The sequence below is a fragment of the Pseudomonas sp. Root401 genome (genome assembly GCF_001425105.1).
Classification (GTDB): Bacteria; Pseudomonadota; Gammaproteobacteria; order Pseudomonadales; family Pseudomonadaceae; genus Aquipseudomonas; species Aquipseudomonas brassicacearum.
Window position 1 is genome coordinate 23,382 of sequence record NZ_LMDO01000030.1, and the last position, 26,752, is coordinate 50,133.

The following is a 26,752-nucleotide window of genomic DNA, read 5'->3' on the forward strand; positions in this document are numbered from 1 at the left end:
CCACAGGGAATTTGTGGCGTTCACAAAACACCTGTGGGAGCGAGCTTGCTCGCGATAGGGCCGGTACTGCCTACATCAATCCATCAAGCATCGCGAAACAACCAAGGCTGGCTCGCCCGGTGCTTGGCCTCGAACGCGGCAATCGCCTCGCCGTCCTGCAAGGTCAAGCCGATGTCATCCAGGCCATTGAGCAGGCAATGCTTGCGAAACGCGTCGATCTCGAAACCCAGTACCTTGCCGTCAGGACGGGTCACGGTCTGGGCGGCCAGGTCGATCTGCAGTTGATAGCCGGGGTTGGCCTCGACCTGCTGGAACAGCTCATCGACGTCAGCATCGCTGAGGATGATCGGCAGCAAGCCGTTCTTGAAGCTGTTGTTGAAGAAGATGTCGGCATAGCTCGGCGCGATGATGCTGCGAAAACCGTACTCTTCCAGGGCCCATGGCGCGTGCTCGCGGCTCGAGCCGCAGCCGAAGTTCTCCCGGGCCAGCAACACGCTGGCGCCTTGGTAACGCTCGGCGTTGAGCACGAAATCCTTGTTCAACGGCCGCTTGGAGTTGTCCTGGTACGGCTGGCCGACATCCAGGTAACGCCATTCGTCAAACAGGTTCGGGCCGAAACCGGTGCGCTTGATGGACTTCAAGAACTGCTTGGGAATGATCTGGTCAGTGTCGACGTTGGCACGATCCAAAGGCGCGACAAGACCGGTGTGCTGGGTAAAAGCTTTCATGCTGCGCTCCTTCAGATCAATTCGCGGACATCGACGAAACGGCCGTTGACAGCCGCTGCCGCGGCCATGGCCGGGCTCACCAGGTGCGTACGGCCACCGGCGCCCTGACGGCCTTCGAAGTTACGGTTGGAGGTGGAGGCGCAATGCTCGCCCGACTCCAAGCGGTCCGGGTTCATCGCCAGGCACATCGAGCACCCCGGCTCACGCCATTCGAAACCGGCGTCGAGGAAAATCTTGTCCAGCCCTTCCGCTTCCGCCTGGGCCTTCACCAGGCCCGAACCCGGCACCACGATGGCCTGCTTGATGGTCGAAGCAACCTTGCGACCCTTGGCGATCACTGCAGCGGCGCGCAGGTCTTCGATCCGCGAGTTGGTGCAGGAGCCGATGAACACGCGGTCGAGCTGAATATCGGTGATCGCCTGGTTGGCGCTCAAGCCCATGTATTTCAAGGCGCGGACGATGGAGTCGCGCTTGACCAGGTCCATTTCCTTGGCCGGATCCGGTACGTTCTGGTCCACCGCCAACACCATCTCAGGCGAAGTGCCCCAGCTGACTTGCGGCTTGATCTGCGTGGCGTCGAGCTCGACCACGGTGTCGAACTTGGCATCGGCATCGGAAACCAGGTCTTTCCAGGCTTCGACCGCCATGTCCCATTCCGCGCCTTTTGGCGAGAACGGACGGCCCTTGACGTATTCCACGGTTTTTTCATCGGCGGCCACCAGGCCGACGCGGGCGCCGGCTTCGATGGACATGTTGCAGATGGTCATGCGGCCTTCGACGGACAAGTCGCGGATCGCGCTGCCGGCGAACTCGATGGCATGGCCGTTACCGCCGGCGGTGCCGATCTTGCCGATCACGGCCAGGACGATGTCCTTGGCGGTCACGCCGAACGGCAGCTTGCCCTCGACGCGCACCAGCATGTTTTTCATTTTCTTGGCGACCAGGCACTGGGTGGCGAGCACATGCTCCACCTCGGAGGTGCCGATGCCATGGGCCAGGGCGCCGAAAGCACCGTGGGTCGAGGTGTGCGAGTCGCCGCAGACCACGGTCATGCCAGGCAAGGTCGCGCCCTGCTCCGGGCCGATGACGTGGACGATGCCTTGGCGCACGTCATTCATCTTGAATTCGACGATGCCGTATTCGTCACAGTTATCGTCGAGGGTCTGGACCTGCAAGCGCGAGACCTGGTCGGCAATGGCTTCGATGCCGCCCTTGCGCTCCGGCGTGGTCGGTACGTTGTGGTCCGGGGTCGCGATGTTGGCATCGATACGCCAAGGCTTGCGCCCGGCCAGGCGCAGGCCTTCGAAGGCTTGCGGCGAAGTCACTTCGTGGATGATGTGACGATCGATGTAGATCAGCGCCGAGCCATCGTCGCGCTGTTTGACCAAATGCGAATCCCAGAGCTTGTCGTAGAGCGTTTTGCCGGCCATCAGACGGTTTCCTCATCAGCTTGTTTCTATGCCCCGGGCCTTGAACGAATCGATAACCCCTTGGCTTGTGAGGCTGATCCTATGGGGTTACATTAAATAACTCAAATTCATATTTTTCATACTTTGCATAACCAACTGGAATTCAACCGGAACCGCCATGGACCTCGCCAACCTCAATGCCTTTATAGCCATCGCCGAGACGGGCAGTTTTTCCGGCGCTGGCGAACGCCTGCACCTGACCCAACCGGCGATCAGCAAGCGCATTGCCGGCCTCGAACAACAGCTCAAGGTACGCCTGTTCGATCGCCTGGGCCGTGAAGTGGGCCTGACCGAGGCCGGCCGAGCCCTGTTGCCACGGGCCTATCAGATCCTCAACGTGCTGGACGACACCCGCCGCGCCCTGACCAACCTGAGCGGCGAAGTAACCGGGCGCCTGACGCTCGCCACCAGCCACCACATCGGCCTGCACCGCCTGCCACCGTTATTGCGCGAGTTCACCCGACGCTACCCCCAGGTGGCGCTGGATATCCAGTTCCTGGATTCGGAAGTGGCCTACGAAGAAATTCTCCATGGCCGGGCGGAACTGGCCGTCATCACCCTCGCCCCCGAACCCCACACGCTGGTACGTGCCACGCCGGTGTGGGACGACCCCCTGGATTTCGTGGTCGCCCCGGAGCATGCGCTGCTGGAAAACGGCGCGGTCAGCCTGGCGGACATTGCCTTGCATCCGGCGGTTTTCCCGGGGGGCAACACGTTTACCCATCACATCGTGCGACGGCTGTTCGAAGCCCAGGGCCTGACGCCGAACATCGCCATGAGCACGAATTACCTGGAAACCATAAAAATGATGGTCTCCATCGGCCTGGCCTGGAGCGTCTTGCCGCGCACCATGCTCGACGAACAGGTGGCGCGCATTCCTTTGCCGGGCATACAACTCAGTCGCCAGCTAGGCTATATCTTGCACACCGAACGGACGCTGTCGAACGCCGCACGGGCTTTCATGGCCTTACTGGACGCACAAATCGATTTGCCAGGGACAAGGGCATAGGTTGTGCCGCGCCTGTAGGGCCCGAACGCTTGTGCTTTATGCCCTAACCCGCTCAAGGCTCGCGAGATAATGCCCAAACCCGCTGACCACCTCCCGCCCATGCCACGCATCCAGGCGCTCGACCCGAAACGGTCCGAGCAAAGCTGGGACAGCGCGCCGCAGTTGCTGGCCGCCCTGAACGGTGCGCGGCTGGGGGCCTGGTCGTGGGACATCGACAGTGGACAGATCAGTTGGTCCCGGGGCACCCAGGCATTGTTCGGCTTCGATCCGCGCCAGCCATTGCCAGCGGATGTGGATTACCTGGACCTGTTGCTACCCGAAGACCGGGCCAAGGCCCTGCGTGCCTTTCATGCGGCAGTGGCCGGAGCGCCACTGGAACAGGCCATGCACCACCGCATCGTCTGGCCCGATGGCAGCTTGCACTGGCTGGAGATCAGCGGCAGCGTGCTGCCCGACAAGCACGGTCGCCCGCGCATGATTGGGGTGATTCGTGAAATTACCCACCAGCGCGAGCGCGAACAGGCGCTGCGCAGCTCGGAAAAACGCTTCGCCACGCTCTTTCACCTGTGCCCGAACATGGTTTTGCTGACCCGCCAGGAGGACGGGCTGATCAGCGAGGCCAACCAGTATTTCGAAAGCCTGTTCGGTTGGCCGGTGCATGACGTGATCGGCCGCACCACCCTGGAACTGGGCCTGTGGGTTGACCCCCTGCAGCGGGCGAAACTGGTGGAGGCGACCAAGGCCAAGGGCGAACTGATCAGCATGGAGGTGGAGTTCCGGGCCAGCAACGGCCAGATTCATAACGGCATTCTCAGTGCGCAGAAAGTCGAACTCGAAGGCCAGCCGTACCTGCTGAGCACCTTCCTCGACACCACCGAGCAAAAACTCGCCGAACAGGCCCTCAAGGACAGCCAGGAGCGCCTGGACCTGGCCCTCGACTCCGCGCAACTGGGCACCTGGGACTGGCACATTCCCAGTGGCATGCTCTACGGCTCGGCCCGGGCCGCGCAACTCCATGGCCTGGAGCCCAAGCCGTTCCACGAATCGTTCGATGCGTTTTTCGAAGGCGTCCCCACGGAAGAACGCAACAACATGCGCAATGCCTATCGCAGCCTGCGCGAAGGCCCGGCGGGCAACTATCAATTGACCTACCGCGTGCAACTGCCGGACGGCAGCTCGCGCTACCTGGAAAGCCGCGCCCGCCTCTACCGCAACGACGACGGCAGCCCCTTGCGCATGGCCGGCACCTTGCTCGACATCACCGACCAGGTGGAGCGCGAACAGAGCCTGGCCGCCTCGGAGGAAAAATTCGCCACGTTGTTCCAGGTCAGCCCCGACCCGATCTGCGTCACTCACCAGGACAGCGGCCGGTTCCTTGAGATCAATTCCAGTTTCACCCAGACCTTCGGCTGGACCGCCAGCGACGTGATCGGTCTCGACGCCGACGAAATCGGCCTCTGGGACGCCTCGGGCAGCAGCCTGCAACGCATCGAACGGGTGATCCGCGAGCAATCGCTGAACAATGTCGCCATCGTCGTTCACCATAAGAACGGCCAGCCGCTGACCTGTGTGATTTCCAGCCGGCAAATCAACGTCGGCAGCCAGCCCTGCATCGTCACGACCTTGCGCGACATCACGCAACAACAACGCTCCGAAGCCGCCCTCAAGGCCAGTGAAGAGAAATTCGCCAAGGCGTTTCATTCCAGCCCCGACGCCATCACCATCACCGAGCTCGACAGCGGTCGCTACCTCGAGGTCAACGACGGCTTCTGCCGGCTGACCGGCTACCGCGCCGACGAAGTGATCGGGCATACCGTCTATGAAGTGGGGATCTGGGCCGAAGAAAAACAGCGAGCCGCCTTGCTGGCCGAGCTGCAACTCAAGGGCCGCGTAGTCCACCAGGAGATGCTCGGGCGCAATAAACGGGGGGAAATCCTTACCGTGGAGGTCTCAGTCGAGCCCATCACCCTCAATGAAACCGCATGCCTGCTGCTGACCGCCCGGGACGTGAGCCTGTTGCGCAATGCCGAAGCCCAGATCCGCCACCTGGCCTACCACGACCCGCTGACCAACCTGCCCAACCGGGCCTTGCTGATGGACCGGCTGAGCCAGCAGATCGCCCTGCTCAAACGCCACAATCTGCGCGGCGCCCTGCTGTTTCTCGACCTGGACCACTTCAAGCACATCAACGACTCCCTCGGTCACCCGGTGGGCGACACCGTGCTGAAAATCATCACCGCGCGCCTGGAAGCCAGCGTGCGCCTGGAAGACACCGTCGCACGGCTGGGTGGCGATGAATTCGTGGTGCTGCTCAGCGGCCTGGAAGGCTCGCGCAGCGAAGTCAGCAAGCAAGTGCAGACCCTGGCCAACACCCTGCGCGAACTGCTCTCGGAGCCGATGTTCCTCGATGGCCAGCGACTGCAGGTCACGCCGAGCATCGGTATAGCGCTGATTCCCGACCACGGTTCCACGCCCACCGATTTGCTCAAGCGCGCCGACATTGCGCTGTACCGCGCCAAGGACTCGGGGCGCAACACCTCGCAGATGTTTCACACCACCATGCAAAAAGCCGCCAGCGAACGGCTGCGCATGGAGACCGACCTGCGCCTGGCCCTGGCCCGTGGCGAGTTCAGCGTGCATTTCCAGCCTCAGGTCGATGCCCGGGACAACCGCATCATCGGCGCCGAAGCCCTGGTGCGCTGGCATCACCCGGACCTGGGCGCCCAGTCGCCCAACGAATTCATCAAAGTGCTGGAGGACAGTGGCCTGATCCTGGAAGTCGGGACCTGGATCCTCGATGAAGCCTGCGACGGCTTCAAGCAACTGATCGCCAAGGGCAAGATCGATCCCCAGCAATTCAGCCTGTGCGTGAACATCAGCCCACGGCAATTTCGCCAGAGCGACTTTGTCGAACGCATCGAAAATAGCCTCGTCACTCACGGCCTGCCCTTCTCCCTGCTGAAACTGGAGATCACCGAAGGCATCGTGATCCAGAACCTGGAGGACACCATCGCCAAGATGCGCCGGCTCAAGAAACTGGGGGTGAGCTTTGCCATGGATGATTTCGGCACTGGCTATTCGTCGCTGACCTACCTCAAGCGCCTGCCGGTGGACACACTGAAAATCGACCAGTCATTCGTGCGCGACGCCACCAGCGACCCCAACGACGCCGAAATCATCCGCGCCATCGTCGCCATGGCCCGCAGCCTCAACCTGATCATGATTGCCGAAGGCGTGGAGACCCTGGAGCAATTGCACTTCCTGCAAGGGCTTGGTTGTCATTTGTATCAGGGTTATTTGCATAGCCGGCCGTTGCCGCTGGAGGCGTTTGAGCGGTTGTTGCCATGACGTGGATATGAAGCTCGCGTTGGACTCTGTAGGAGCTGGCGAAGCCTGCGATCTTTTGATCTTTGATCTTTGATCTTTGATCTTTGATCTTTGATCTTTCGCTTGGGACTCAAGTGTCTGGGGAAAGATCGCAGCCTCGTTGCACTCGACAGCTCCTACACCGCTCCTACACCGCTCCTACACGGCTCCTACGGGCGCGATGCAGCGAGAGCATGCCCCCCTAGCCACAGGTAGTCTTGCAATGACTCCAAAATGAAAAAGGGCGCCATTTGGCGCCCTTCTTCATTTGCCCTGCATCAGTTTTGCAGTGCGGGTTGCTGCTGCGCTCCGTTGATCGGGATGCGCTTGGCCTTGGCCTCTTCCGGGATCACCCGCAGCAGGTCGATGCTCAACAGACCGTTACTCAGGCCGGCGGACTTGATCTCGATATGATCGGCCAACCGGAAGGACAGCTTGAACGCACGCTGGGCGATGCCCTGGTGCAGGTAGGTAACGCTGTCGTTACTGGCTTCACGCTTGCCGCCACTGATGGTCAGCACACCTTTTTCCACTTGCAGGTCCAGGTCTTCTTCCTGGAACCCGGCGGCGGCGACTACGATGCGGTACTCGTCATCACCATGTTTTTCCACGTTGTAGGGTGGATAGCTGCTGCCCGGCTCGTTGCGCAGGGCGGTTTCGAACAAATCGTTGAAACGGTCGAAACCTACCGAGGAACGGAACAGCGGGGCCAGCGAAAATGCAGTACTCATGATTCAAATCTCCTGAAAAAATCAGCAAGTTTTTTTGTCTCCGCGACCCGAATTCGGCATCGCGTAACCCCTATCTAGGGACCGCCAAAAACTTTTCAAGAGCTTTTTCTGAATTTTTTTCAGGCCGCTTCGGTGCGCTGCACCCCCAGCAGATGGCCAACCGCGTCCAGGTCGGTTTCCCGGCGCAAAGCGGTAAACAGCGCCACCGCTTCTGGGTAATTGCGGGTCAGCATCGCCAGCCACTGCTTCAACCGGCCCGGGGCCTGGCGCGGAGTCAACTGCTCGACCACTTGCACCCAGAAGTCCTGGAGCATCGGCTGCAGCTCGGCCCAGGACATCTCGACCACGTCCTCACCGGCCCGGGCGGCGGCGATCTGCCGGGCCAGGTCAGGACGGGAAACGAGACCGCGACCGAGCATGATGTCTTCGACACCGCTGATTTCGCGGCAACGGCGCCAATCCTCGACGCTCCAGATATCGCCATTGGCGAACACCGGCACCTTGACCACTTCCTGCACCCGGGGAATCCACTCCCAGTGGGCCGGAGGCTTGTAGCCATCGACCTTGGTCCGCGCATGCACCACGATGTGCGCCGCGCCGCCTTCGGCCAGTGCCGTGGCACACACCAGCGCACCGTCCGGGCTATCGAAACCCAGGCGCATCTTGGCGGTGACGGGGATGTGTTTTGGCACCGCACGACGCACGTGCTCGACGATTTCGTTGAGCAGTTCCGGCTCCTTGAGCAACACCGCCCCGCCCCGGGATTTGTTCACGGTCTTGGCCGGGCAACCGAAGTTCAAGTCGATAACCTCCGAGCCCAACTCGCACGCCAACGCCGCGTTTTCCGCCAGGCACACCGGATCGGAACCGAGCAATTGCACCCGCAACGGCACACCGGCAGCCGTCTGGGCACCGGCCAGCAGCTCAGGGGCGAGCTTGTGGAAATAGGCCGGCGTGAGCAGACGGTCGTTGACACGGATGAACTCGGTGACACACCAGTCGATCCCGCCAACACGGGTCAGGACATCCCGCAGGATGTTGTCGACCAACCCCTCCATGGGCGCCAGGGCAATTTGCATGGAAACACACACTCGAACGAAAAAACGTGCGGCAGTTTACCGGATTTTGCCCACAACATCGGAATTCACCACCAATCCCGTGTGGGAGCGAGCTTGCTCGCGAAAGCGGTGGGTCTGTTTGCGAGGATGTTGGATGTGCCGCCGTCATCGCGAGCAAGCTCGCTCCCACAGGGGTTCTCGAGCGTTCAAAAAACCTGCGCTCAGCACAAATCCCTTGTGGGAGCGAGCCTGCTCGCGATGACGGTGGGTCAGTCGGTGAGGACCCCGGATGGTTTCAACGCAGGACCATAACCTTCGATGAATTCCGGCGGCATGCGCTTGGGCCTGCCGGTGGACAATTCGATGCAGACGAAGGTGGTCTGGGCCCGCAACAGCGTGGTGTTGTCGCTGGGCCGAATCAGCTGGAAATGCCGGGTCATCTTCAACCGCTGGTCCCAGTCGACGATCCAGGTCGCCAATTGCAGCTCGTCGCCTTCATAGGCGGCTGCCAGGTAATCGATTTCATGTCGCACAACTGCCATGGCCCGGTCCAGGCGGCGGTACTCCACCAGATCCAGGCCCAGGCGCTGGGAATGGCGCCAGGCGCAGCGCTCGAGCCAACTGACGTACACCGCGTTGTTGGCGTGGCCCAGCCCGTCGATGTCTTCGGCATTGACCTGAAGATCAATAATGAACGGTGTTGCGCGATCCCAGCCCATGCCCCTCTCCCGGTCGAATTTGGATCGGGGCAGTGTACCGGATGCTCAAGCCGATTGCCGCGCTTGCAGACTGCGCCCGGCCAGCAGTGATAACACCCCATCAATGACCCGTGGATCGGCCAGTACCCGCTGGTGCCCGCCCTGTGGCAGTCGCAGCAAACGACTGTCGAACCAGGCTTCATGGATCAACTGCGACTCCCTCACCGAAACCGATGTGTCGTCCTCGGCATGGACAATCAACCCCGGCACGTCCAGCTGGTAATGCGCTACATCCATCTTCGAAGCGGGCATGCCCACATCGCTTTCCACCTGGCGAATGAACGCCGAACGCGCCTTGGGCGGCAGGCCCATCATCCGGGAAAAACCGCGCAGTACCCCCAGAATGCGAGCGGGTGCGGCGATGCTGACCAGCGTCTCGGTGCGCAAGCCCAACTGAACGGCCAACAGGGCACTGGCGCCGCCCATGGAATGCCCGATCACAGCCTGCAACGGCGGCAGCTCAGCGGCGGCTTCGAGCATGGCCCTGGCAAACAACAGGACATTCGCCTCGCGACCCGGTGAACGACCATGAGCCGGACCGTCCAGCGCCACCACCGTGTAACCGGCGTCAACCAGGGCCGTGATCAGCGCCGCGAACTGAGTCGGCCGCCCTTCCCAGCCATGCATCAGCAAGACTGCCGGGCCTTTGCCCCAGCGCAAGGCCGAAAGACCGAAGCGCAAGGTGATACGCTCGGACGAGGCCAGCAGCGGCAGTTCCCAATCCCGCGGCGGCAAGTTGCGCGGGCGCATGAACAGCGAACGCATCTGCTTGGCCACCATGCGCGGAGCCACCCAACCAAGCGTGCCATTGACGCTACGAATCCAGCTCAGCCTGTTCATCGCTCATCTCCAGGGCTCGCGCCTCAGCTCATCGCACCGCCGACTTGGCGGCGCGCAGCAAACGATCCGATAACTCTCCAGGGCCCAGTGCCCGTGCCAGGGCCAGGCCACCCACCATCAAGGCGATGTCGGCCAGGGCCTTGTCGGCGTCCTCCGGGCTGGCCGCCAATTGCGCGACCATCAACTCGATATGCTCATTGAGCACTTCACGAAACGCATCCGGCAGCCGGCCGAGCTCGCCGACCGATGCAGGGATCGGGCAGGCGTGTTCGGTGGAGTCACGGTGCTTGCGTGACAGATAGAACGCCGCCACCAGAGCGCGCCGCTCTTCGCCTGTCAGCTCGCCGTCCATGTCGGCGATCAGGCCGCGGCGCCGATTGAGCAATTGCTTGAATGCCTCCAGCATCAAGGCATCCTTGCTTTCGAAATGGGCATAAAAACCGCCCACCGTCAGCCCGGCCGCGCCCATCACCTCGCCCACGCTCGGCTCAGCCGGCCCACGCTGGATCAGCGCATCGCTGGCGGCCTTGAGAATACGTTCACGGGTTTGTGCCTTTTTATCGCTCATCGTCGCCTCCGAATATTACGATTGAAATATTATTCCTATAATAATTTTCCGCAAGCGGAAATTTTGACCGCTGGTCAGAAGTCTATTTTCAAGGATAAGGGAATTGGCCAAACGCCAGACAAACAAAAGGGCCATTCAAGAATTGAATGACCCTTATAAAATCCCGCAGAGCGGGTAATCGTGGCGTCCCCTAGGGGACTCGAACCCCTGTTACCGCCGTGAAAGGGCGGTGTCCTAGGCCACTAGACGAAGGGGACACAAACCTTCTGACTTGATCAGCGCTGAGAACTGATCGATTCAAGGACGGTGTGGCCAGACCTTGAATCTGTAATTGGTGGAGCTAGACGGGATCGAACCGTCGACCTCTTGCATGCCATGCAAGCGCTCTCCCAGCTGAGCTATAGCCCCAGATTTTTCGCCTCGCGGCGGAGCGACATCTTGCAACATCGCTTCTGTAAAACTGGCGTCCCCTAGGGGACTCGAACCCCTGTTACCGCCGTGAAAGGGCGGTGTCCTAGGCCACTAGACGAAGGGGACGCAAACCCTTCTATACAACTGATCAACACTGAGTGTTGATCGCTTCAAGGTCGGTGTGGCCAGACCTTGAGGTGTAAATTGGTGGAGCTAGACGGGATCGAACCGTCGACCTCTTGCATGCCATGCAAGCGCTCTCCCAGCTGAGCTATAGCCCCTCATCGCTGAGGACGGGGCGAATCTTAAGGGCGTATCGGAGGGCTGTCAAATTTATTTTCAACAAATTTGAAAATTTTTTGCCGGGATAACAATCACTTACCACCTTCCCCAATAAAACTGGGGCCTCGCCTGTTTCGTAGGAGCTGTGTAGGAGCTGACGAGTGCAACGAGGCTGCGATCTTTCCCCAGCTATTTGAATCTCAAGCGAAAGATCAAAAGATCGCAGCCTCGCTTCACTCGTCAGCTCCTACAGAGCTCCTATACAGTTCCTACGGGCCATTTAGGCGATCGCGCCTAGCAGTTTTTCCCACTCCTTGTTTTCCTTCTTCGACACACCACCGAGCAGATCGATGGCCTGGCGCAGGCGGAAACGGGTCAGGTCCGGCCCGAGGATTTCCATCGCATCAAGCACCGACACCGAGCTGGCCTGGCCGGTAATGGCAGCGAACATCAGCGGCATGGCATCGCGCAGTTTCAACTCCAGCGACTCGACCACGGCCTGGATGGTCGCGGTGATGCTGTCCTTCTCCCACTGACGCAGGCTTTCGAGCTTCCACAGGATCAGTTGCATCAACTGGCGCACCTGGTCGCCCGAAAGCTTCTTGGATTCGAACAACTTCGCATCCGGCGTCACGCCACCGGCGAAGAAGAAGCCGGCCAGCGGGGCGATCTGGCTGAAGGTTTCTACCCTGCCCTGCACATGGGGAGCGATCTTCATCATGTACTCAGGGTTCAATGCCCACTTCTGCACACGTGCGGCGAACTCTTCCACCGGCAGGTCCCGCAGCCACTGGCCGTTGAGCCACGACAGCTTCTCGACGTCGAAGATCGGCCCGCCCAGGGACACGCGCGACAGGTCGAAATGCTCGACCATTTCCTGCAGCGAGAACTTCTCGCGCTCGTCCGGCATCGACCAGCCCATGCGCCCCAGGTAGTTGAGCATCGCCTCGGGCATGAAGCCCATGCGCTCGTAGAACGTCACCGAGGTCGGGTTCTTGCGCTTGGACAGCTTGCTCTTGTCCGGGTTACGCAGCAGCGGCATGTAGCACAGCTGTGGTTGCTCCCAACCGAAGTATTCGTAGAGCAGGATCAGTTTCGGCGCCGATGGCAGCCATTCTTCACCACGCAGGACGTGGGTGATGCCCATCAGGTGATCGTCGACCACGTTGGCCAGGAAGTAGGTCGGCAGGCCGTCGGTCTTCATCAGCACTTGCATGTCCATGCGATCCCACGGGATCTCGACATCGCCACGCAGCATGTCCGGTACCACGCAGACGCCTTCGGTCGGCACCTTCATGCGGATCACATGGGGCTCGCCGGCCGCCAGGCGACGGGCGACTTCTTCCTTGGACAGCAGCAGCGCCCGGCCGTCGTAGCGTGGAGTTTCGCCGCGGGCCATTTGCTCGGCGCGCATCTGGTCCAGCTCTTCGGCGGTGCAGAAACACGGGAACGCATGGCCCATGTCCACCAGTTGCTGGCAATACTGCTGGTAGATGTCACCCCGCTCGCTCTGGCGGTACGGACCGTGCGGGCCGCCGACGTCCGGACCTTCGCTCCAGTCGATTCCCAACCAGCGCAGGGCGTCGAAGATCTGCTGCTCGGACTCGCGGGTCGAACGCAACTGGTCGGTGTCCTCGATCCGCAGGATGAACTCGCCGCCATGCTGCTTGGCAAAGCAATAGTTGAACAAAGCGATGTAGGCGGTGCCGACATGGGGATCGCCAGTGGGCGAAGGCGCGATGCGGGTGCGGACGGTGGTCATGGCATGTCTCGGAAAGAATATAAAAGCGAAGATCGAACAGGGGGCGAATGGTAACAGGCGATGGCGGGCGGGCTCCAGTGAGAGCGGGATTTGTGTCGCCAGTCGTCAGACCGAGTCGCGCCCATCGCGAGCAAGCTCGCTCCCACATTGGACCGCATCCAGTCCAGATGACTCGGTTTCCTGTGGGAGCGAGCCTGCTCGCGATGAGGCCTTTGAAGCCACTGCAAAACTCAAACGGTTAGCAACCGCTCCCGCAACTTGCCAATCTCATCACGCAACTGCGCCGCTGCCTCGAACTCCAGGTCCCGGGCCAGCTGGTACATTTTCTCTTCCAACTGCCGGATGCGCTTGGTGATTTCGCTCGGCGAGCGCAGTTCGGCCTCGTAACGGGCGCTCTCTTCCGCCGCCTTGGCCATTCCCTTGCGCTTCTTGCTGCGCGAGCCGGGCACGGTGGCGCCTTCCATGATGTCGGCGACGTCCTTGAACACGCCCTTGGGAGTGATGCCATTGGCCAGGTTGAAGGCGATCTGCTTGTCGCGACGGCGCTCGGTCTCGCCGATGGCCCGCTCCATGGAGCCGGTGATGCGGTCGGCGTACAGAATCGCCCGGCCATTGAGGTTACGCGCCGCACGACCGATGGTCTGGATCAACGAGCGCTCGGAACGCAGGAAACCTTCCTTGTCGGCATCGAGAATCGCCACCAGCGACACTTCCGGCATGTCCAGGCCTTCACGCAGCAGGTTGATGCCCACCAGCACGTCGAAGGTGCCCAGGCGCAGGTCGCGGATGATCTCGACCCGCTCCACGGTGTCGATGTCCGAGTGCAGGTAGCGCACCCGCACGCCATGGTCGGCCAGGTAGTCAGTGAGGTCTTCGGCCATGCGCTTGGTCAGCGTGGTGACCAGTACCCGCTCTTCCACCGCCACGCGCTTGGAGATTTCCGAGAGCAGGTCATCGACCTGGGTCAGCGCCGGGCGCACCTCGACTTGCGGGTCCACCAACCCGGTCGGCCGCACCACTTGCTCGACCACGCGGCCGGCATGTTCGGCCTCGTAGTTGCCAGGCGTGGCCGAGACAAAAATCGTCTGCGGGCTCACGCTTTCCCATTCGTCGAAGCGCATCGGCCGGTTATCCAGCGCCGAGGGCAGGCGGAAGCCGTACTCCACCAGGGTTTCCTTGCGCGAACGGTCGCCTTTGTACATGGCGCCGACCTGGGGCACGCTGACGTGGGACTCGTCGATGACCAGCAAGGCATCGGCCGGCAGGTAGTCATACAACGTGGGTGGTGGCGCGCCCGCCGGACGGCCCGACAGGTAGCGCGAGTAGTTTTCGATGCCGTTGCAGTAGCCCAGCTCCAGGATCATCTCCAGGTCGAACCGGGTCCGTTGCTCCAGACGCTGGGCTTCCACCAGTTTGTTGTTCGAACGCAGGTATTCCAGGCGCTCCTGCAACTCGACCTTGATCCCTTCGATGGCGTCCAGCAGGGTTTCCCGGGGCGTCACGTAGTGGCTCTTGGGGTAGAAGGTGAAGCGTGGCAACTTGCGGATCACTTCGCCGGTCAGCGGGTCGAACGCCGAGAGGCTCTCCACTTCATCGTCGAACAGCTCGATGCGGATCGCTTCCAGGTCCGATTCCGCCGGGTAGATGTCGATCACATCGCCACGCACCCGGAACGTCGCCCGGGCAAAATCCATGTCGTTGCGGGTGTACTGCAGGTCCGCCAGGCGCCGCAGCAAGGCGCGCTGGTCGAGCTTGTCGCCGCGGTCCACGTGCAGCACCATCTTCAGGTAGGTTTCCGGGCTGCCCAGGCCGTAGATACACGACACCGTGGTGACGATGATCGCGTCCTTGCGTTCGAGCAAGGCCTTGGTCGCCGACAGTCGCATCTGTTCGATGTGGTCGTTGATCGAGGCGTCCTTCTCAATGAAGGTGTCCGACGACGGCACATAGGCCTCGGGTTGGTAGTAGTCGTAGTAGGAAACGAAGTACTCCACGGCGTTATTCGGGAAAAACGCCTTGAACTCACCGTACAACTGCGCCGCCAGGGTCTTGTTCGGCGCGAGCACCAGGGTCGGGCGCTGAATCTGGGCGATCACGTTGGCGATACTGAAGGTCTTGCCCGAGCCGGTCACACCGAGCAGCGTCTGGTGCGCCAGCCCGGCCTCGATGCCCTCGACCATCAGGCGGATGGCTTCCGGCTGATCGCCGGCGGGCTGGAAGCGGGTGACTAGCTGGAATTCAGACATGACATAACCTCTGGATTCACCCCTGTCGGCCAGCCGACAGGAACGAGAAAGACCGAAACGACTGATGTCGCCCGAGGAAAAAACTGGAATGCACACAATGTGGAGGTGAATGCCTTCGCTTTCAAGACGAACGTCCTACACGCCTTGAAGACTTTGACGCGGCGAGAGGACTAACGGTCGAAAAAAATCGTAAAAACTTAGCGTAAAAACCGAATCGCCTGTCGCCGTGCCGGGTGATGGCCTCTATACTAGCTCCCCGTTTGTGCACCGCTCTAGTGCATTCGGCTGGAGCGCCACACCTCCCCTCACTCTCCATTAGAGCCGCGCAATAATGAGCCTGTTTTCCGCTGTCGAATTGGCACCCCGCGACCCCATCCTGGGCCTCAACGAAGCTTTCAACGCCGACACCCGTACCAACAAGGTCAACCTGGGTGTAGGTGTTTACTGCAATGAAGAGGGGCGTATTCCACTCCTGCGCGCGGTTGTCGAGGCCGAGACGGCTCGCGTGGCTCAGCACGTTTCCCGTGGTTATCTGCCGATCGACGGCATTGCCGCCTACGACCAGGCCGTGCAGACCTTGCTGTTCGGCAAGGATTCGCCGCTGATCGCCTCCGGTCGCGTCATCACCACCCAGGCCGTGGGCGGCACCGGTGCACTGAAGATCGGTGCCGACTTCCTCAAGCAACTGCTGCCTGACGCTGTCGTCGCCATCAGCGACCCAAGCTGGGAAAACCATCGCGCCCTGTTCGAAACCGCCGGCTTCCCGGTGCAGAACTACCGCTACTACGACGCCGCCACCCACGACGTGAACCGCAGCGGCCTGCTGGAAGACCTCAACGCCCTGCCCGACCGCTCGATCGTTGTGCTGCACGCCTGCTGCCACAACCCGACCGGCGTGGACCTGAGCCCGGAAGACTGGAAAAACGTACTGGCCGTGGTCAAGGCCAAGAACCACGTTCCGTTCCTGGACATGGCCTACCAGGGCTTCGGCGCCGGCATCGACGAAGACGCGGCGGCCGTACGCCTGTTCGCCGAGTCGGGCTTGACCTTCTTCGCCTCCAGCTCGTTCTCCAAGTCGTTCTCCCTGTACGGCGAGCGCGTCGGCGCCCTGTCGATCGTCAGCGAATCGAAAGAAGAAAGTGCCCGCGTGCTGTCCCAGGTCAAGCGCGTGATCCGCACCAACTACTCCAACCCACCGACCCACGGCGCCAGCATCGTCGCCGCCGTGCTCAACAGCCCGGAACTGCGGGCCCAGTGGGAAGCCGAACTGGCCGAAATGCGCCTGCGCATTCGCGGCATGCGCGTCCAGATGGTGGACATGCTGGCCAAGGCCGCACCGCACCACGACTTCAGCTTCGTCGCCCGCCAGAGCGGGATGTTCTCCTACTCCGGCCTGACCGTTGAACAAGTGACGCGCCTGCGCAACGAGTTCGGCATCTATGCCCTGGACACCGGTCGCATCTGCGTGGCCGCGCTGAACCAGAACAACATCGATGCGGTGACCAAGGCCATCGTCCAGGTGATCTGACGCCCTCGGCGCTGGATGAAAAACGGGAAGCCATTGGGCTTCCCGTTTTTTTTGAGTGTGTCGGTCAGGTCAGGTAATCCCCTCGCCACAAAAGCACCAGACATGACGCTGTTGTCGAGCCTATAACTCCGTCGCCCGCTGACTCGCCGCATCGTCATAGATGACATACAACGACTCGGCCACCTGGCTCTTGATCGCCTTGGTGCTTTCCAGCCCCAGGACAAAACCCTCGGCCTTGCCACCGGCGCGGTTCAACTCTTCGGCGGTGCTGGCCTGGGTGATGGCGTCATACAGTTTCTCGGCATGAGGTCCCACGCCCTTGGGCAAGCTGATCTGGGCGGTACTCACAGGAGCACCTCGGCGCGGCGGGCACTGAGAAGGGGTAACAGGTGGTTCATGGCGCGTACCTTAATGTCGGCGAATGGCCGGCAGCGCGTCCTGCCACTTCCGGGCGACCATGGTAGTCCTCTCCTGCCCTGGCGGTAACTGCCAATCGTTGATTGACCGTCAAAGGACACCAGGAATGCGCCGTCCGGCAATGGACGCTTGACTTCTCTTTTCCAATCAGTAACATACGCGCCATTCCGCGATAGCTCAGTTGGTAGAGCAAGTGACTGTTAATCACTGGGTCCCTGGTTCGAGTCCAGGTCGTGGAGCCAGACAAGGTTCCAGAGAAGGCTTTCAAAATCTCTTAAACCCCAGAAAAACCCGCCTTATGGCGGGTTTTTTCGTTTTAGCGCTGCCGATATACAGGATGACGACGACACAGCGCCACCACCTGTTCGCGCACATGATGCGCCACCTGCTCGCTGCCGCCGGATTCCAGCGCATCCAGCACATCACACAGCCAACCTGCCAGTTGCTCGCACTCTGGCACTCCAAACCCGCGAGTGGTCACTGCCGGGGTGCCGATGCGCAGCCCTGAGGTTACGAACGGTGAACGGGGGTCGTTGGGCACCGAGTTTTTGTTGGCCGTGATGTAGGCATTACTCAGGGCGGCATCGGCGTCCTTGCCGGTGTAAGGCTTGTCGGACAGGTCGATCAACATCATGTGGTTATCGGTCCCTCCGGAGACAATCCTGTAGCCACGCTGCTGCAGCACCGCAGCCATGGCCCGGGCGTTGATCACGATCTGCTTCTGATAGGTCTTGAACCCGGGCGCCAGCGCTTCCTTGAAGGCAACGGCCTTGGCCGCGATCTGGTGCATCAACGGACCGCCCTGGACACCAGGGAATACCGCCGAGTCGAGCTTCTTGTAAAACGTATCGTCCTGCCCCTTGGACAGGATCACCCCGCCCCGTGGGCCACGCAGGGTCTTGTGGGTCGTACTGGTGACCACATGGGCGTGGGGCAACGGGTTCGGATACTCACCCGCCGCCACCAGACCGGCGACGTGGGCCATGTCGACCCAGAAAATCGCTCCGACCTTGTCGGCAATCGCCCGCATGCGTGCCCAGTCCTTGTACCGCGAATAAGCGGAAAAACCACCGATCAACATCTTCGGCCGGGTCTGAAGGGCGATGCGCTCCATTTCGTCGTAGTTGATCAACCCCGTCTGCGGGTCGAGACCGTAGGGAACGATCTTGTAATGGCGGCCGGAGAAATTGGAGGGGTTGCCGTGGGTCAGGTGACCACCCTGGGCCAGGTTCATGCCCATCACGGTGTCACCAGGGTTGAGCAGTGCCAGGAACACGGCGGCGTTGGCCTGGGCCCCGGCATGAGGCTGGACGTTGGCGTAATCGCAATCGAACAGCGCCTTGACCCGCTCGATGGCCAGGCGCTCAGCCACGTCGACATACTCGCAACCGCTGTAGTAGCGCTTGCCCGGGTAACCTTCGGCGTACTTGTTGGTGAATACCGAGTCCTGAATCGCCATCACTAATGGGCTGGCGTAGTTCTCGGAGGCGATCAGCTCGACGTGATCTTCCTGGCGGCATTCTTCGTTGTGAATCGCCTCACATAGCTCGGCGTCGAACGCTTCAAGGGTCAGGGATGAGTCGTACATGATGATAGGGTCCTGTGGATGGGAAAAATGAGACGGGCGCAGTGCCTGACGATCAGCGATGGCAGCAGTCTGCCCGAGCGGCTCCTTCGGCTCGGACTAGTCGTGACTGCCCGGCCGGGCATCGGCCGTAGGCCAGTAATAGGCGTCCGGCATGGCGCGTGCACCGAAGATGGCCTGACCGACACGCACCACGGTCGCCCCTTCTTCGATGGCGATTTCGAAATCGCCGGACATGCCCATGGACAGTTCCTCCAGCCCGATGCCGACAGGTGCGTCCTGGCGCAGGCGCTCGCGCAGTTCGCGCAGTTGCACGAAACAAGGGCGGACACGGGCGACGTCGGCCGAGAACAGTGCCAGTGTCATCAGCCCGCGCACGCGTAGCGCCGAGAACGCAGGGAGCGCACGCAAAAAGGCAGCGACTGCTTCGGGCGGCAGGCCGTACTTGCTGACCTCCCCCGAGGTATTGACCTGGACGTACACATCCATCCGCCGTCCCTCGATTTGCAGGCGACGGTCCAGCGCCTCGGCCACACGCAGGCTGTCCAGCGCTTGGAATTCGCTGGCAAAACGAGCCACTTGCTTGACTTTGTTGGTTTGCAGGTGGCCGATGATCGACCATTGCAGGTCAGTCAGATCAGCCATGGCTTCCCATTTGCGCTGCGCTTCCTGCACCTTGTTCTCGCCCAGTAGCCGGCAGCCTGCGGCGTAGGCCAGGCGCAGGTGTGCTTCGTCAAAGGTTTTGCTCACCGGCAGCAGGCGCACGCTCGCCGGATCACGCCCGACACGCTGGCAGGCGCTGGAAATGCGCTGCCGCACTGCCGCCAGATTGCGGCGAAAGTCCTCAACGCTGTTGGCCTGTGGGTAGCGGCCGTGGGATTCGTGCAGGGCTGGGGTGACCTCTTCAATAGAGACTTGCATCAGTTGGCGGCTCCTTCGTGGGCAATAGCGATGGACAGAGTCTACGGATAAACTGGCCTGCCAAAGCAGGCCAATTCATTCATATAGAGCAGACCGCATGGCAAAGACCTTCGAGCTCGAAACGCTGAAGATGCGACTCAACGATGCCGAATTTCAGATGTTGGATCTGCATCAGCGGATTCAGCGCGCCCTGCGCGCATTGATCCTCGATGGCGCCCTTGACGCTGGCCTGAAGCTGCCGGCAACCAGGGTCCTGGCCAAGACGCTGGGCGTTGCCCGTGACACGGTGGAGAACGCCTATGTGCAATTGCACCGGGATGGCTTCATCGTGCGGCGCGAGGGCTCGGGCAGCTATGTATCCGAGACGGTTGGCACCGAGTTGCGCGGGGCTGCGCGCCGGCATAGGAAATTGCAAGACACCCAGCGCAGCGAGGCGACGCCAGGATCGGGCTTGAGCCGGCGCGGCCGGATGATTTTCGACAGTGGCGGCGTGGCCGATCAACAGGTCATCAAGGCCTTTGCCACAGGGCTGCCGGAAACCCGCACCTTCCCCACCGATCTATGGGAACGCCTGCAACGCCAGGTCATGAAGGACTACCGGGGTAACATCCTGCTGCACGGCGACCCGCAGGGCGCCGAGCCTCTGCGCAAGGCGATCGCCACCTACTTGAACCTCGAACGCGGGGCCAAATGCTCCCCCGAGCAGATCCTGGTGTTGAGCAGCACTCGCCAATCGCTGTTTCTGTGCGCACAGTTGCTCGTGGATGCCGGCAAACCAATCCTGCTGGAAAACCCGGGCTACTACGGCGCCAGGAAGGCCTTTGAAACGGCAGAGACCAAAGTCGTGCCCATTGACGTCGATGCACTGGGCATACGCACAGACCTGCTGCGGGCAGACCGCAGCGGCGCCCCTTGCGTCTATGTGACGCCTTCACATCAATACCCCACCGGGGCAACCTTGCCGTTGGAACGCCGACTCGAACTGATCAACTGGGCGACCGAGCATGGCAAGTGGATCATCGAGGACGACTACGACAGCGAGTTCCACTACGACGGGCTGCCGACCGCATGCGTGCAGGGCCTGGACAAATACCAGCGCACGATTTATCTCGGCACCTTCAGCAAAACCCTCTATCCGGGGTTGCGGATGGGTTACATGGTGCTGCCTTTCGAACTGGTCAAAGCCTTCACCTACGCGCGCAGCATCATGGACGGCCACACACCGCAGATCCTTCAGTTGACCCTGGCACGCTTCATGGAAGACGGTCACTACAACGCCCATGTCCGGGCCATGCGCAAACTCTACGCCGGACGCCGTACCACCCTGCTCGATGCCATTGGCAAGCACCTGGACGGAATCGTTACCGCCTTGCGCCCACAAGGCGGGCTGCAGATTCCCTGCCTGCTGGCCGATGGCTGGTCGGAGGAAAAGACCCTCCGCCAAGCGGCCAGTGTGGGTGTACAGCTGCCCGGCCTCAGCCGGCTGTACGCCGGCGAAGAAAAGAAACAAGGCTGGCTATTGGGGTACTCGTCCTTGACCGCCCATGAAATCGAAGCGGCCACGCGGCGGCTGGCCAATGCGCTGAGCAAAAAATAGAACAACACATGGCGTTCGACGCTCAATACGCATCCCTTTTTTGTGGGTAAAAAAGCAGTTCGATGGCCTTATATGCCTGGCCGAGGTCGCTGCCGGAACAATAATCCGGCGCCAAAAAGGCATTATGGTCCGGATCCTGCTTTCTTTTTTTCCAACAACCCAAGCTGTCACATGAGCGTCATGACCGGGCCGCAAACTGGCTCTGTCCGCCAACAACAGCTTCATAAAAACAAGGACGAAGGTATGCCCACACAAAACCCTCATCGTATCGTCGGCCTGTGCACCTCCAGCAAGGTGTACAACGTGCTGACCGAACTCAAGCAACTGGAAGGCCACCGCAGCGCCAAGTTCCTTTCCCTGCTGGCGGAAAACCTGGTGCGCAAGGGCCTGCTCAACGAGCAGGAAGTGGTGCACATGCTCGATCTGGTCGTCGATTGAGCGGCATCGATTCCTACTATTGAGCCGGTTGATTTTTCGTTACCCCCACTGAGTCGTAAGGTAACCCCATCGATTGATGGAGGTTTCCCATGCCCAAGGTTCAAATCATGTCTGTCATTGGCAGCGCCGTCCCCGCCCCACTCCGGGAGCTCGGGTTACTGGCCTGCTGGTATCTGGTGCAAGACGGCGTGACCATCAGCGGCCCGCTGACTTCACTGCCCGCCGCCCAGGCCCTGTCGCAACGCATCGGCCCGTACCTGCTGAGCGCCTAAGGCAACTGCACCCGCGGCGTGGTTTCGACGAACAGGGCCCAACTCGACATGAACAGCGCGGCGATCAGCGGCCCGATCACGAAACCATTGAGCCCGAACACCGCCAGCCCGCCCAGCGTCGAGACCAGCACCATGTAGTCGGGCATCTTGGTGTCCTTGCCCACCAGGATCGGGCGCAGGAAGTTGTCCACCAGGCCGATCACGAACACTCCGAACAGCGTCAGCACCACGCCCTGCCAGATCGCCCCCGAGAGCAGGAAATACACCGCCACTGGCGCCCAGACGAGGCCCGCCCCCACCGCCGGCAACAGCGACAGGAACGCCATCAGCACCGCCCAGGGCAACACCGTCGGAATCCCCAGGATCCAGAAGATCAGCCCACCCAACGCACCTTGGCTGATGGCGACCAGCAGGTTGCCTTTCACCGTGGCGCGCACCACCCGATTGAATTTCAGTTGCAGGCGGCGCTTTTGGTGTTCGGCCAAGGGAACGGCCGTGCGCACTTTGCGCACCAACTCCGCACCGTCGCGCAGAAAGAAGAACAGCAGATAGATCATCACGAAGAAGCTGACCAGGAACTGAAAGGTCCCCTGCCCGAAACTGAAGGCCTGGGTGGCGAAGAACTCGCTGCCCTGCATCGCGCTCCTGACAATCTTGTCGCGCAAGCCGTTCAGGTTGCCCAGGCCGAAGCGGTCCAGCAGGTGCTGAAAGTACGGCGGCAAGGCATCCTTGAAGCGGGCCAGATAATCGGCAATGTCCAGCTCTCCGCTTTCCAGGCTCTTGTACAGCGCCGCGCCTTCCTGGACCAATAACGTACTGATGATGATCACCGGCAATATCGCGCTGACCACACAGATACTCAACGTGACCAGGGAGGTGACATTGCGGTGCCAGCCGAATTTCAACTGCAGGCGGCGCTGCATCGGCGCAAAGACGATGCCCAGGATCACCGCCCAGAACACCGCGCCGTAAAACGGCAGCAGAATCCAGATGAAGGCGATGGTGACCAGCACCAGGAGCAACATCTGGGCTTTGTTTTGCAGCATCTTTCGATTCATCAGCTTTCCATGTCCAAAGGCGGGATAAACATTAGTCCGCCAGGACGCGCCGGAGTGCCTTCGCGTTTGCCCTGTGCCTTTGATCCAGATCAATATGGCCTGGCCGACCATGGGCTACCCTCGCCGCCTTTTGCGATCCGACGCCATCATGACCCTCGCCGCCCCCGAACTACTGGCTCCCGCCGGCACCCTGAAAAACATGCGCTATGCCTTCGCCTACGGTGCCGATGCGGTGTATGCCGGTCAGCCGCGCTACAGCCTGCGGGTGCGCAACAACGAATTCGACCATGCGAACCTGGCCTTGGGTATTGCCGAGGCCCAGGCCATGGGCAAGCGCTTCTACGTGGTGGTGAACATTGCCCCGCACAACGCCAAGCTGCGCACCTTCCTCAAAGACCTCGAACCGGTCATCGCCATGGCGCCGGACGCGCTGATCATGTCCGACCCGGGGCTGATCATGCTGGTGCGCCGGCATTTCCCGCAGATGCCGATTCACCTGTCGGTGCAGGCCAACACGGTGAACTGGGCGAGCGTCGAGTTCTGGCAGCAGCAGGGCTTGAGCCGGATCATCCTGTCCCGGGAACTGTCCCTGGAGGAAATCGCCGAGATCCGCGAGCAGGTGCCGGCCATGGAGCTGGAAGTGTTCGTCCACGGCGCGCTGTGCATGGCCTATTCCGGGCGCTGCCTGCTGTCCGGCTATTTGAACAAGCGCGACGCCAACCAGGGCAGTTGCACCAATGCCTGTCGCTGGAAATATTCGGCGCAACCGGCGGTGGAAAACGCCGTGGGCGACATTGTGCAGACCTATCAGCCTGAACCGACCCTGGGCCTCGGCGCGCCCACCGACCAGGTGTTTTTGCTCCAGGAAGCCAACCACCCGGAAGAATCCATGCCAGCCTTCGAGGACGAGCACGGCACCTACATCATGAATGCCAAGGACCTGCGCGCCGTGCAGCACGTCGAGCGCCTGGCGCGCATGGGTGTACATTCGCTGAAAATCGAAGGCCGGACCAAGTCGCACTTCTATTGCGCGCGCACCACCCAGGTGTATCGCCAGGCCATCGATGACGCGGTGGCCGGCCGGGAATTTGATCGCAACCTGATGACCGACCTGGAGTCCCTGGCCCAGCGCGGCTACACCGAAGGTTTTCTAAGGCGCCACGTGCATGATGAGTATCAGAACTACCAGAACGGCAGTTCGGTATCGGAGCGCCAGCAGTTCGTCGGCGAACTGACCGGCGAACGGCGCGAACGCCTGGCCGAAGTGCGGGTGAAAAACCGCTTTGGCCTGGGGGACCATTTGGAACTGATGACCCCCAAGGGTAATTTCCACTTCGACCTGCATCAGTTGCAGAACGCCAAGGGCCAGGGCATCGAGGTGGCACCGGGGGATGGGCACGTGGTGTACGTACCGATTCCGGATGCGGTGGATCTGCGGTTTGGGTTGTTGATGCGCGATGTGCGCGAGTTGCCTGCCGGTTCATGAAACTGTGGCGAGGGGATTTATCCCCGTTGGGCTCTGTAGGAGCTGGCGAAGCCTGCGATCTTTTGATCTTTCACTTGAGACTCAAGTGTCTGTGGAAAGATCGCAGCCTCGTTGCACTCGACAGCTCCTACAGAGCCCAGCGGGAGCAAGCTCCCTCGCCACAATCGTGTATGACTTGAGTTGGCGGAACGACTTGCCCGGCAGGAACTGCCGAAGGCTGCGATCCTTCTTTCTCGATAAGACCCGGTTGCCCAGGTAAAAACATCTGGATCGAGAGCGAAAGATCGCAGCCTTCGGCAGCTCCTGCCGCGATGGGATCAGATCCGGAACTGCCCGACCAGCTTGCCCAGGCGCTGGCCCAGGTCGGCCAGGCTGCGGGAGGTCTGGGCGCCGAGTTGGGTTTCGTCGGCGACGCTGTCCACGGCCACGGCGATCTGATGCACGCTGCGGTTGATTTCCTCGGCCACCGCGGTCTGTTCTTCGGCAGCGCTGGCGATCTGCGCGTTCATCGAGTTGATGGTGCCGATCAGTTGCGCCATGGTGTCCAGCGAGGCGCCCGCCTCGTTGGCCCGCTCCGAAGTACCCTCGCCGGCCTCACTGGAACGGCGCATCGCTTCCACCGCCGCGTGGGTGCCTGATTGCAGGCGATCGATCATGCCCTGGATTTCCTGGGTGCTCTGCTGGGTCCGGCTGGCCAGGGCCCGCACTTCATCGGCCACCACCGCAAACCCACGCCCCGCCTCGCCAGCACGCGCAGCCTCGATGGCGGCGTTGAGGGCCAGCAGGTTGGTCTGCTCGGCGATCGAACGAATCACCCCGAGCACACTGACAATCGAAGCCACGTCCTGTTGCAGGCTGTCCAGGGACACGCCACTGCTGCGGATATCGTTCACCAACGCATGAATCTGCTGGATGCTGCCGGCCACCACGCGCTTGGCCGATTGCCCTTCCTCGTCGGTCTGCTGGGCTGCGACGGCGGCGCCCTGGGCGCTGCGGGCGACTTCCTGGGCCGCCGAGGACATCTCGTTGATCGCCGTGGCGACCTGATCGGTTTCGTGGCGCTGGCGTTCCATGGCCTGCTCGGAGCGCTGGGCCTGCTCGGAGACTTGCGTCACCAGCCCGGTCAGTTGCGAAGTCATGTCGGTGATCTGCCGCACCAGGCCGTGGATCTTGTCGACGAAGCGGTTGAACGAACCGGCCAGTTGGCCGAGCTCGTCCTGGCTGGTGATGGTCAGCCGACGGGTCAGGTCACCCTCACCTGCAGCGATGTCGTCGAGGTTGTCTTTCATCAGGTGCAGGGGACGCAGGATCGTGTTGGCGAGCACCAGGCCCACCACCGCAATCACCAGCAATACCACCGCGGCGATCCCGACGATGCTCAAGATCACGCCTTGCAGACGTTCATGGACCTTGGTTTCCACCAGCGCGACCTGGGCTTCGATGCCGTCCAGGTTGACCGAGCTACCGACTGCCAGGTCCCACTTGGACAGGTATTCGGTGTAGCCCAGTTTGGGCACCAGGTCTTTGCTGCCGGGCAGCGGCGAGCTGTATTCCAGGTAATGCGTCCCGTCCTTGGCGACTTTCACCAGGTCGCGGTTGACGTAGACACCGTTGGGGTCGCGGTTGTCCTTGAAACTCTTGCCCACGCCATCGGGGCTGTTGGCCTTGAACAGACGAATGGTCTCGGAGTCGTAGCCAAAGAAATAGCCATCCTTGCCGTAGCTGATGTTTGACAGCAGCTTGATCGCCTGGGCGCGCGCTTCGTTATCGCCAGGCGCGGCGGCGTCGTAGAGCGGCTTGATGGCGGTCAGGCCCACCGCTACGTAGTTCTGCAGCGTGGCCTTGGCCTCGCTGAGCAGGCGTTCGCGGGTCTGCTGGACCTCTTTGCTCGCTTGCTCCTTCAAGATGAAAGCCGTGGTCAGGCTGATGATCACGGCGGACAGCAATACCGGCAGTATCGCAAGGGACAGGACTTTAGCCTTCAGGCTCAGGCGCATGCTGTTCACTCTTGTAGGTTTTATGGCGTGGTTAGCTGTATTAACGGCACCGCGCGGTAAAACTGTAGGACAAGGTGAACAGTCCGTCGGCAGGGTCGCTGGATTCAAGGGCCTCATCGCGAGCAAGCTCGCTCCCACATCTATGGTTACCCCCTTTTCTGCAATACTGTTCTTGATGCGTGTTTGGCTTGCTTTCATCTATCCGGCGTCTGAGTGGGGTATAGG

Annotated in this window: 22 protein-coding genes and 5 tRNA genes; 9 read left to right on the forward strand and 18 right to left on the reverse strand. The window is 61.2% G+C overall.

The window, feature by feature from the left end:
- Nucleotides 1-83: 83 nt before the first annotated feature.
- Both leuD and leuC read right to left on the reverse strand, forming a co-directional pair.
- Nucleotides 84-728, reverse strand: a complete 645-nt coding sequence (gene leuD / locus ASC85_RS20625) for a 3-isopropylmalate dehydratase small subunit (protein ID WP_003203864.1) — start codon at nucleotides 726-728, stop codon at nucleotides 84-86.
- 11 nt (nucleotides 729-739) lie between these two features.
- Complete coding sequence (gene leuC, locus ASC85_RS20630) at nucleotides 740-2,158, reverse strand: 3-isopropylmalate dehydratase large subunit (RefSeq protein WP_057451104.1); 1,419 nt, start codon at nucleotides 2,156-2,158, stop codon at nucleotides 740-742.
- 157 nt (nucleotides 2,159-2,315) lie between these two features.
- On the opposite strand from leuC, the gene ASC85_RS20635 reads away from it, so the two are divergent.
- Nucleotides 2,316-3,206 carry a LysR family transcriptional regulator gene (locus ASC85_RS20635; RefSeq protein WP_003203868.1) on the forward strand — a complete coding sequence of 297 codons (891 nt, stop codon included), beginning with the start codon at nucleotides 2,316-2,318 and terminating at the stop codon, nucleotides 3,204-3,206.
- A gap of 69 nt (nucleotides 3,207-3,275) precedes the next feature.
- On the forward strand, nucleotides 3,276-6,554 hold the full coding sequence (locus ASC85_RS20640) for an EAL domain-containing protein (protein ID WP_057451105.1): 3,279 nt from the start codon (nucleotides 3,276-3,278) through the stop codon (nucleotides 6,552-6,554).
- Nucleotides 6,555-6,850: 296 nt separating this feature from the next.
- Here the strand turns inward: ASC85_RS20640 and ASC85_RS20645 are convergent, their stop codons facing one another.
- The 11 genes from ASC85_RS20645 to uvrB form a co-directional block, all read right to left on the reverse strand.
- Nucleotides 6,851-7,303 carry an Hsp20 family protein gene (locus ASC85_RS20645; RefSeq protein WP_003203872.1) on the reverse strand — a complete coding sequence of 151 codons (453 nt, stop codon included), beginning with the start codon at nucleotides 7,301-7,303 and terminating at the stop codon, nucleotides 6,851-6,853.
- Nucleotides 7,304-7,422: 119 nt separating this feature from the next.
- A complete protein-coding gene (locus tag ASC85_RS20650) occupies nucleotides 7,423-8,382 on the reverse strand; it encodes a tRNA dihydrouridine synthase (protein ID WP_057451106.1) in 960 nt (319 codons plus the stop codon).
- A 248-nt stretch (nucleotides 8,383-8,630) separates the two neighbouring features.
- Complete coding sequence (locus ASC85_RS20655; protein WP_003203876.1) at nucleotides 8,631-9,080, reverse strand: acyl-CoA thioesterase; 450 nt, start codon at nucleotides 9,078-9,080, stop codon at nucleotides 8,631-8,633.
- Between the two features lie 45 nt (nucleotides 9,081-9,125).
- Entirely contained in the window at nucleotides 9,126-9,959 is an 834-nt protein-coding gene (locus tag ASC85_RS20660) for an alpha/beta fold hydrolase (protein WP_003203878.1), read from the reverse strand.
- Between the two features lie 28 nt (nucleotides 9,960-9,987).
- A complete protein-coding gene (locus tag ASC85_RS20665; protein WP_003203880.1) occupies nucleotides 9,988-10,527 on the reverse strand; it encodes a TetR/AcrR family transcriptional regulator in 540 nt (179 codons plus the stop codon).
- Between the two features lie 181 nt (nucleotides 10,528-10,708).
- A tRNA-Glu gene (locus tag ASC85_RS20670) sits at nucleotides 10,709-10,784 on the reverse strand.
- 75 nt (nucleotides 10,785-10,859) lie between these two features.
- Nucleotides 10,860-10,935: transfer RNA gene (locus tag ASC85_RS20675), tRNA-Ala, on the reverse strand.
- A gap of 53 nt (nucleotides 10,936-10,988) precedes the next feature.
- Nucleotides 10,989-11,064 (reverse strand) — tRNA-Glu (locus ASC85_RS20680).
- 79 nt (nucleotides 11,065-11,143) lie between these two features.
- A tRNA-Ala gene (locus ASC85_RS20685) sits at nucleotides 11,144-11,219 on the reverse strand.
- 281 nt (nucleotides 11,220-11,500) lie between these two features.
- Nucleotides 11,501-12,982 (reverse strand): glutamate--tRNA ligase, encoded by a 1,482-nt coding sequence (gene gltX, locus ASC85_RS20690; protein ID WP_014337445.1) that lies wholly within the window; start codon nucleotides 12,980-12,982, stop codon nucleotides 11,501-11,503.
- A gap of 230 nt (nucleotides 12,983-13,212) precedes the next feature.
- The gene (gene uvrB / locus ASC85_RS20695; RefSeq protein ID WP_003203884.1) at nucleotides 13,213-15,228 is read right to left on the reverse strand and encodes an excinuclease ABC subunit UvrB; all 2,016 of its coding nucleotides are present in this window, start codon (nucleotides 15,226-15,228) and stop codon (nucleotides 13,213-13,215) included.
- A gap of 331 nt (nucleotides 15,229-15,559) precedes the next feature.
- On the opposite strand from uvrB, the gene ASC85_RS20700 reads away from it, so the two are divergent.
- Entirely contained in the window at nucleotides 15,560-16,756 is a 1,197-nt protein-coding gene (locus tag ASC85_RS20700; RefSeq protein WP_003203885.1) for an amino acid aminotransferase, read from the forward strand.
- A 120-nt stretch (nucleotides 16,757-16,876) separates the two neighbouring features.
- Here ASC85_RS20700 and ASC85_RS20705 read toward each other — a convergent pair whose 3' ends face one another.
- On the reverse strand, nucleotides 16,877-17,104 hold the full coding sequence (locus ASC85_RS20705; RefSeq protein WP_018612405.1) for a hypothetical protein: 228 nt from the start codon (nucleotides 17,102-17,104) through the stop codon (nucleotides 16,877-16,879).
- A 235-nt stretch (nucleotides 17,105-17,339) separates the two neighbouring features.
- Between ASC85_RS20705 and ASC85_RS20710 the strand changes: the two genes are divergently transcribed.
- Nucleotides 17,340-17,415 (forward strand) — tRNA-Asn (locus ASC85_RS20710).
- 74 nt (nucleotides 17,416-17,489) lie between these two features.
- Here ASC85_RS20710 and glyA read toward each other — a convergent pair.
- Complete coding sequence (glyA, locus tag ASC85_RS20715) at nucleotides 17,490-18,761, reverse strand: serine hydroxymethyltransferase (protein WP_057451107.1); 1,272 nt, start codon at nucleotides 18,759-18,761, stop codon at nucleotides 17,490-17,492.
- Nucleotides 18,762-18,857: 96 nt separating this feature from the next.
- A complete protein-coding gene (locus ASC85_RS20720; protein WP_057451108.1) occupies nucleotides 18,858-19,679 on the reverse strand; it encodes a YggS family pyridoxal phosphate-dependent enzyme in 822 nt (273 codons plus the stop codon).
- Between the two features lie 97 nt (nucleotides 19,680-19,776).
- Between ASC85_RS20720 and pdxR the strand changes: the two genes are divergently transcribed.
- The 3 genes from pdxR to ASC85_RS20735 all read left to right on the forward strand — a co-directional run bounded on the left by pdxR (nucleotide 19,777) and on the right by ASC85_RS20735 (nucleotide 21,986).
- Nucleotides 19,777-21,276, forward strand: coding sequence for a MocR-like pyridoxine biosynthesis transcription factor PdxR (gene pdxR / locus ASC85_RS20725; protein ID WP_057451109.1), 1,500 nt, complete (start codon nucleotides 19,777-19,779; stop codon nucleotides 21,274-21,276).
- Between the two features lie 243 nt (nucleotides 21,277-21,519).
- The gene (locus ASC85_RS20730; RefSeq protein ID WP_003203896.1) at nucleotides 21,520-21,714 is read left to right on the forward strand and encodes a hypothetical protein; all 195 of its coding nucleotides are present in this window, start codon (nucleotides 21,520-21,522) and stop codon (nucleotides 21,712-21,714) included.
- An 89-nt stretch (nucleotides 21,715-21,803) separates the two neighbouring features.
- Entirely contained in the window at nucleotides 21,804-21,986 is a 183-nt protein-coding gene (locus ASC85_RS20735; protein ID WP_003203898.1) for a hypothetical protein, read from the forward strand.
- On the opposite strand, the gene ASC85_RS20740 is transcribed toward ASC85_RS20735, so the two are convergent.
- Nucleotides 21,983-23,044 carry an AI-2E family transporter gene (locus ASC85_RS20740; RefSeq protein WP_057451110.1) on the reverse strand — a complete coding sequence of 354 codons (1,062 nt, stop codon included), beginning with the start codon at nucleotides 23,042-23,044 and terminating at the stop codon, nucleotides 21,983-21,985. The two genes, ASC85_RS20735 and ASC85_RS20740, sit on opposite strands and share 4 nt — an antisense overlap.
- A 148-nt stretch (nucleotides 23,045-23,192) precedes the next feature.
- On the opposite strand from ASC85_RS20740, the gene trhP reads away from it, so the two are divergent.
- Nucleotides 23,193-24,530: a prephenate-dependent tRNA uridine(34) hydroxylase TrhP gene (gene trhP, locus ASC85_RS20745; RefSeq protein ID WP_057451112.1), complete on the forward strand. Its 1,338-nt coding sequence runs from the start codon at nucleotides 23,193-23,195 to the stop codon at nucleotides 24,528-24,530.
- A 317-nt stretch (nucleotides 24,531-24,847) separates the two neighbouring features.
- Here the strand turns inward: trhP and ASC85_RS20750 are convergent, their stop codons facing one another.
- Nucleotides 24,848-26,527 carry a methyl-accepting chemotaxis protein gene (locus tag ASC85_RS20750; RefSeq protein WP_057451111.1) on the reverse strand — a complete coding sequence of 560 codons (1,680 nt, stop codon included), beginning with the start codon at nucleotides 26,525-26,527 and terminating at the stop codon, nucleotides 24,848-24,850.
- Here ASC85_RS20750 and ASC85_RS33220 point away from each other — a divergent pair.
- Nucleotides 26,526-26,752 (forward strand): hypothetical protein (locus ASC85_RS33220; protein ID WP_236712381.1); only part of this gene is annotated, 227 nt, incomplete at its 3' end. The two genes, ASC85_RS20750 and ASC85_RS33220, sit on opposite strands and share 2 nt — an antisense overlap.

Bases quoted from the DNA above. Each gene is read 5' to 3' on its own strand.
- uvrB (WP_003203884.1), bottom strand. From the start codon at position 15,228: ATGTCTGAATTCCAGCTAGTCACCCGCTTCCAGCCCGCCGGCGATCAG.
- ASC85_RS20635 (WP_003203868.1), top strand. From the start codon at position 2,316: ATGGACCTCGCCAACCTCAATGCCTTTATAGCCATCGCCGAGACGGGC.
- leuC (WP_057451104.1), bottom strand. From the start codon at position 2,158: ATGGCCGGCAAAACGCTCTACGACAAGCTCTGGGATTCGCATTTGGTC.
- leuD (WP_003203864.1), bottom strand. From the start codon at position 728: ATGAAAGCTTTTACCCAGCACACCGGTCTTGTCGCGCCTTTGGATCGT.
- ASC85_RS20750 (WP_057451111.1), bottom strand. From the start codon at position 26,527: ATGCGCCTGAGCCTGAAGGCTAAAGTCCTGTCCCTTGCGATACTGCCG.
- ASC85_RS20665 (WP_003203880.1), bottom strand. From the start codon at position 10,527: ATGAGCGATAAAAAGGCACAAACCCGTGAACGTATTCTCAAGGCCGCC.
- ASC85_RS20740 (WP_057451110.1), bottom strand. From the start codon at position 23,044: ATGAATCGAAAGATGCTGCAAAACAAAGCCCAGATGTTGCTCCTGGTG.
- ASC85_RS20730 (WP_003203896.1), top strand. From the start codon at position 21,520: ATGCCCACACAAAACCCTCATCGTATCGTCGGCCTGTGCACCTCCAGC.
- ASC85_RS20655 (WP_003203876.1), bottom strand. From the start codon at position 9,080: ATGGGCTGGGATCGCGCAACACCGTTCATTATTGATCTTCAGGTCAAT.
- ASC85_RS20700 (WP_003203885.1), top strand. From the start codon at position 15,560: ATGAGCCTGTTTTCCGCTGTCGAATTGGCACCCCGCGACCCCATCCTG.
- ASC85_RS20735 (WP_003203898.1), top strand. From the start codon at position 21,804: ATGCCCAAGGTTCAAATCATGTCTGTCATTGGCAGCGCCGTCCCCGCC.
- ASC85_RS20645 (WP_003203872.1), bottom strand. From the start codon at position 7,303: ATGAGTACTGCATTTTCGCTGGCCCCGCTGTTCCGTTCCTCGGTAGGT.
- ASC85_RS20720 (WP_057451108.1), bottom strand. From the start codon at position 19,679: ATGCAAGTCTCTATTGAAGAGGTCACCCCAGCCCTGCACGAATCCCAC.
- trhP (WP_057451112.1), top strand. From the start codon at position 23,193: ATGACCCTCGCCGCCCCCGAACTACTGGCTCCCGCCGGCACCCTGAAA.
- ASC85_RS20640 (WP_057451105.1), top strand. From the start codon at position 3,276: ATGCCCAAACCCGCTGACCACCTCCCGCCCATGCCACGCATCCAGGCG.
- pdxR (WP_057451109.1), top strand. From the start codon at position 19,777: ATGGCAAAGACCTTCGAGCTCGAAACGCTGAAGATGCGACTCAACGAT.
- gltX (WP_014337445.1), bottom strand. From the start codon at position 12,982: ATGACCACCGTCCGCACCCGCATCGCGCCTTCGCCCACTGGCGATCCC.
- ASC85_RS20650 (WP_057451106.1), bottom strand. From the start codon at position 8,382: ATGCAAATTGCCCTGGCGCCCATGGAGGGGTTGGTCGACAACATCCTG.
- ASC85_RS20660 (WP_003203878.1), bottom strand. From the start codon at position 9,959: ATGAACAGGCTGAGCTGGATTCGTAGCGTCAATGGCACGCTTGGTTGG.
- glyA (WP_057451107.1), bottom strand. From the start codon at position 18,761: ATGTACGACTCATCCCTGACCCTTGAAGCGTTCGACGCCGAGCTATGT.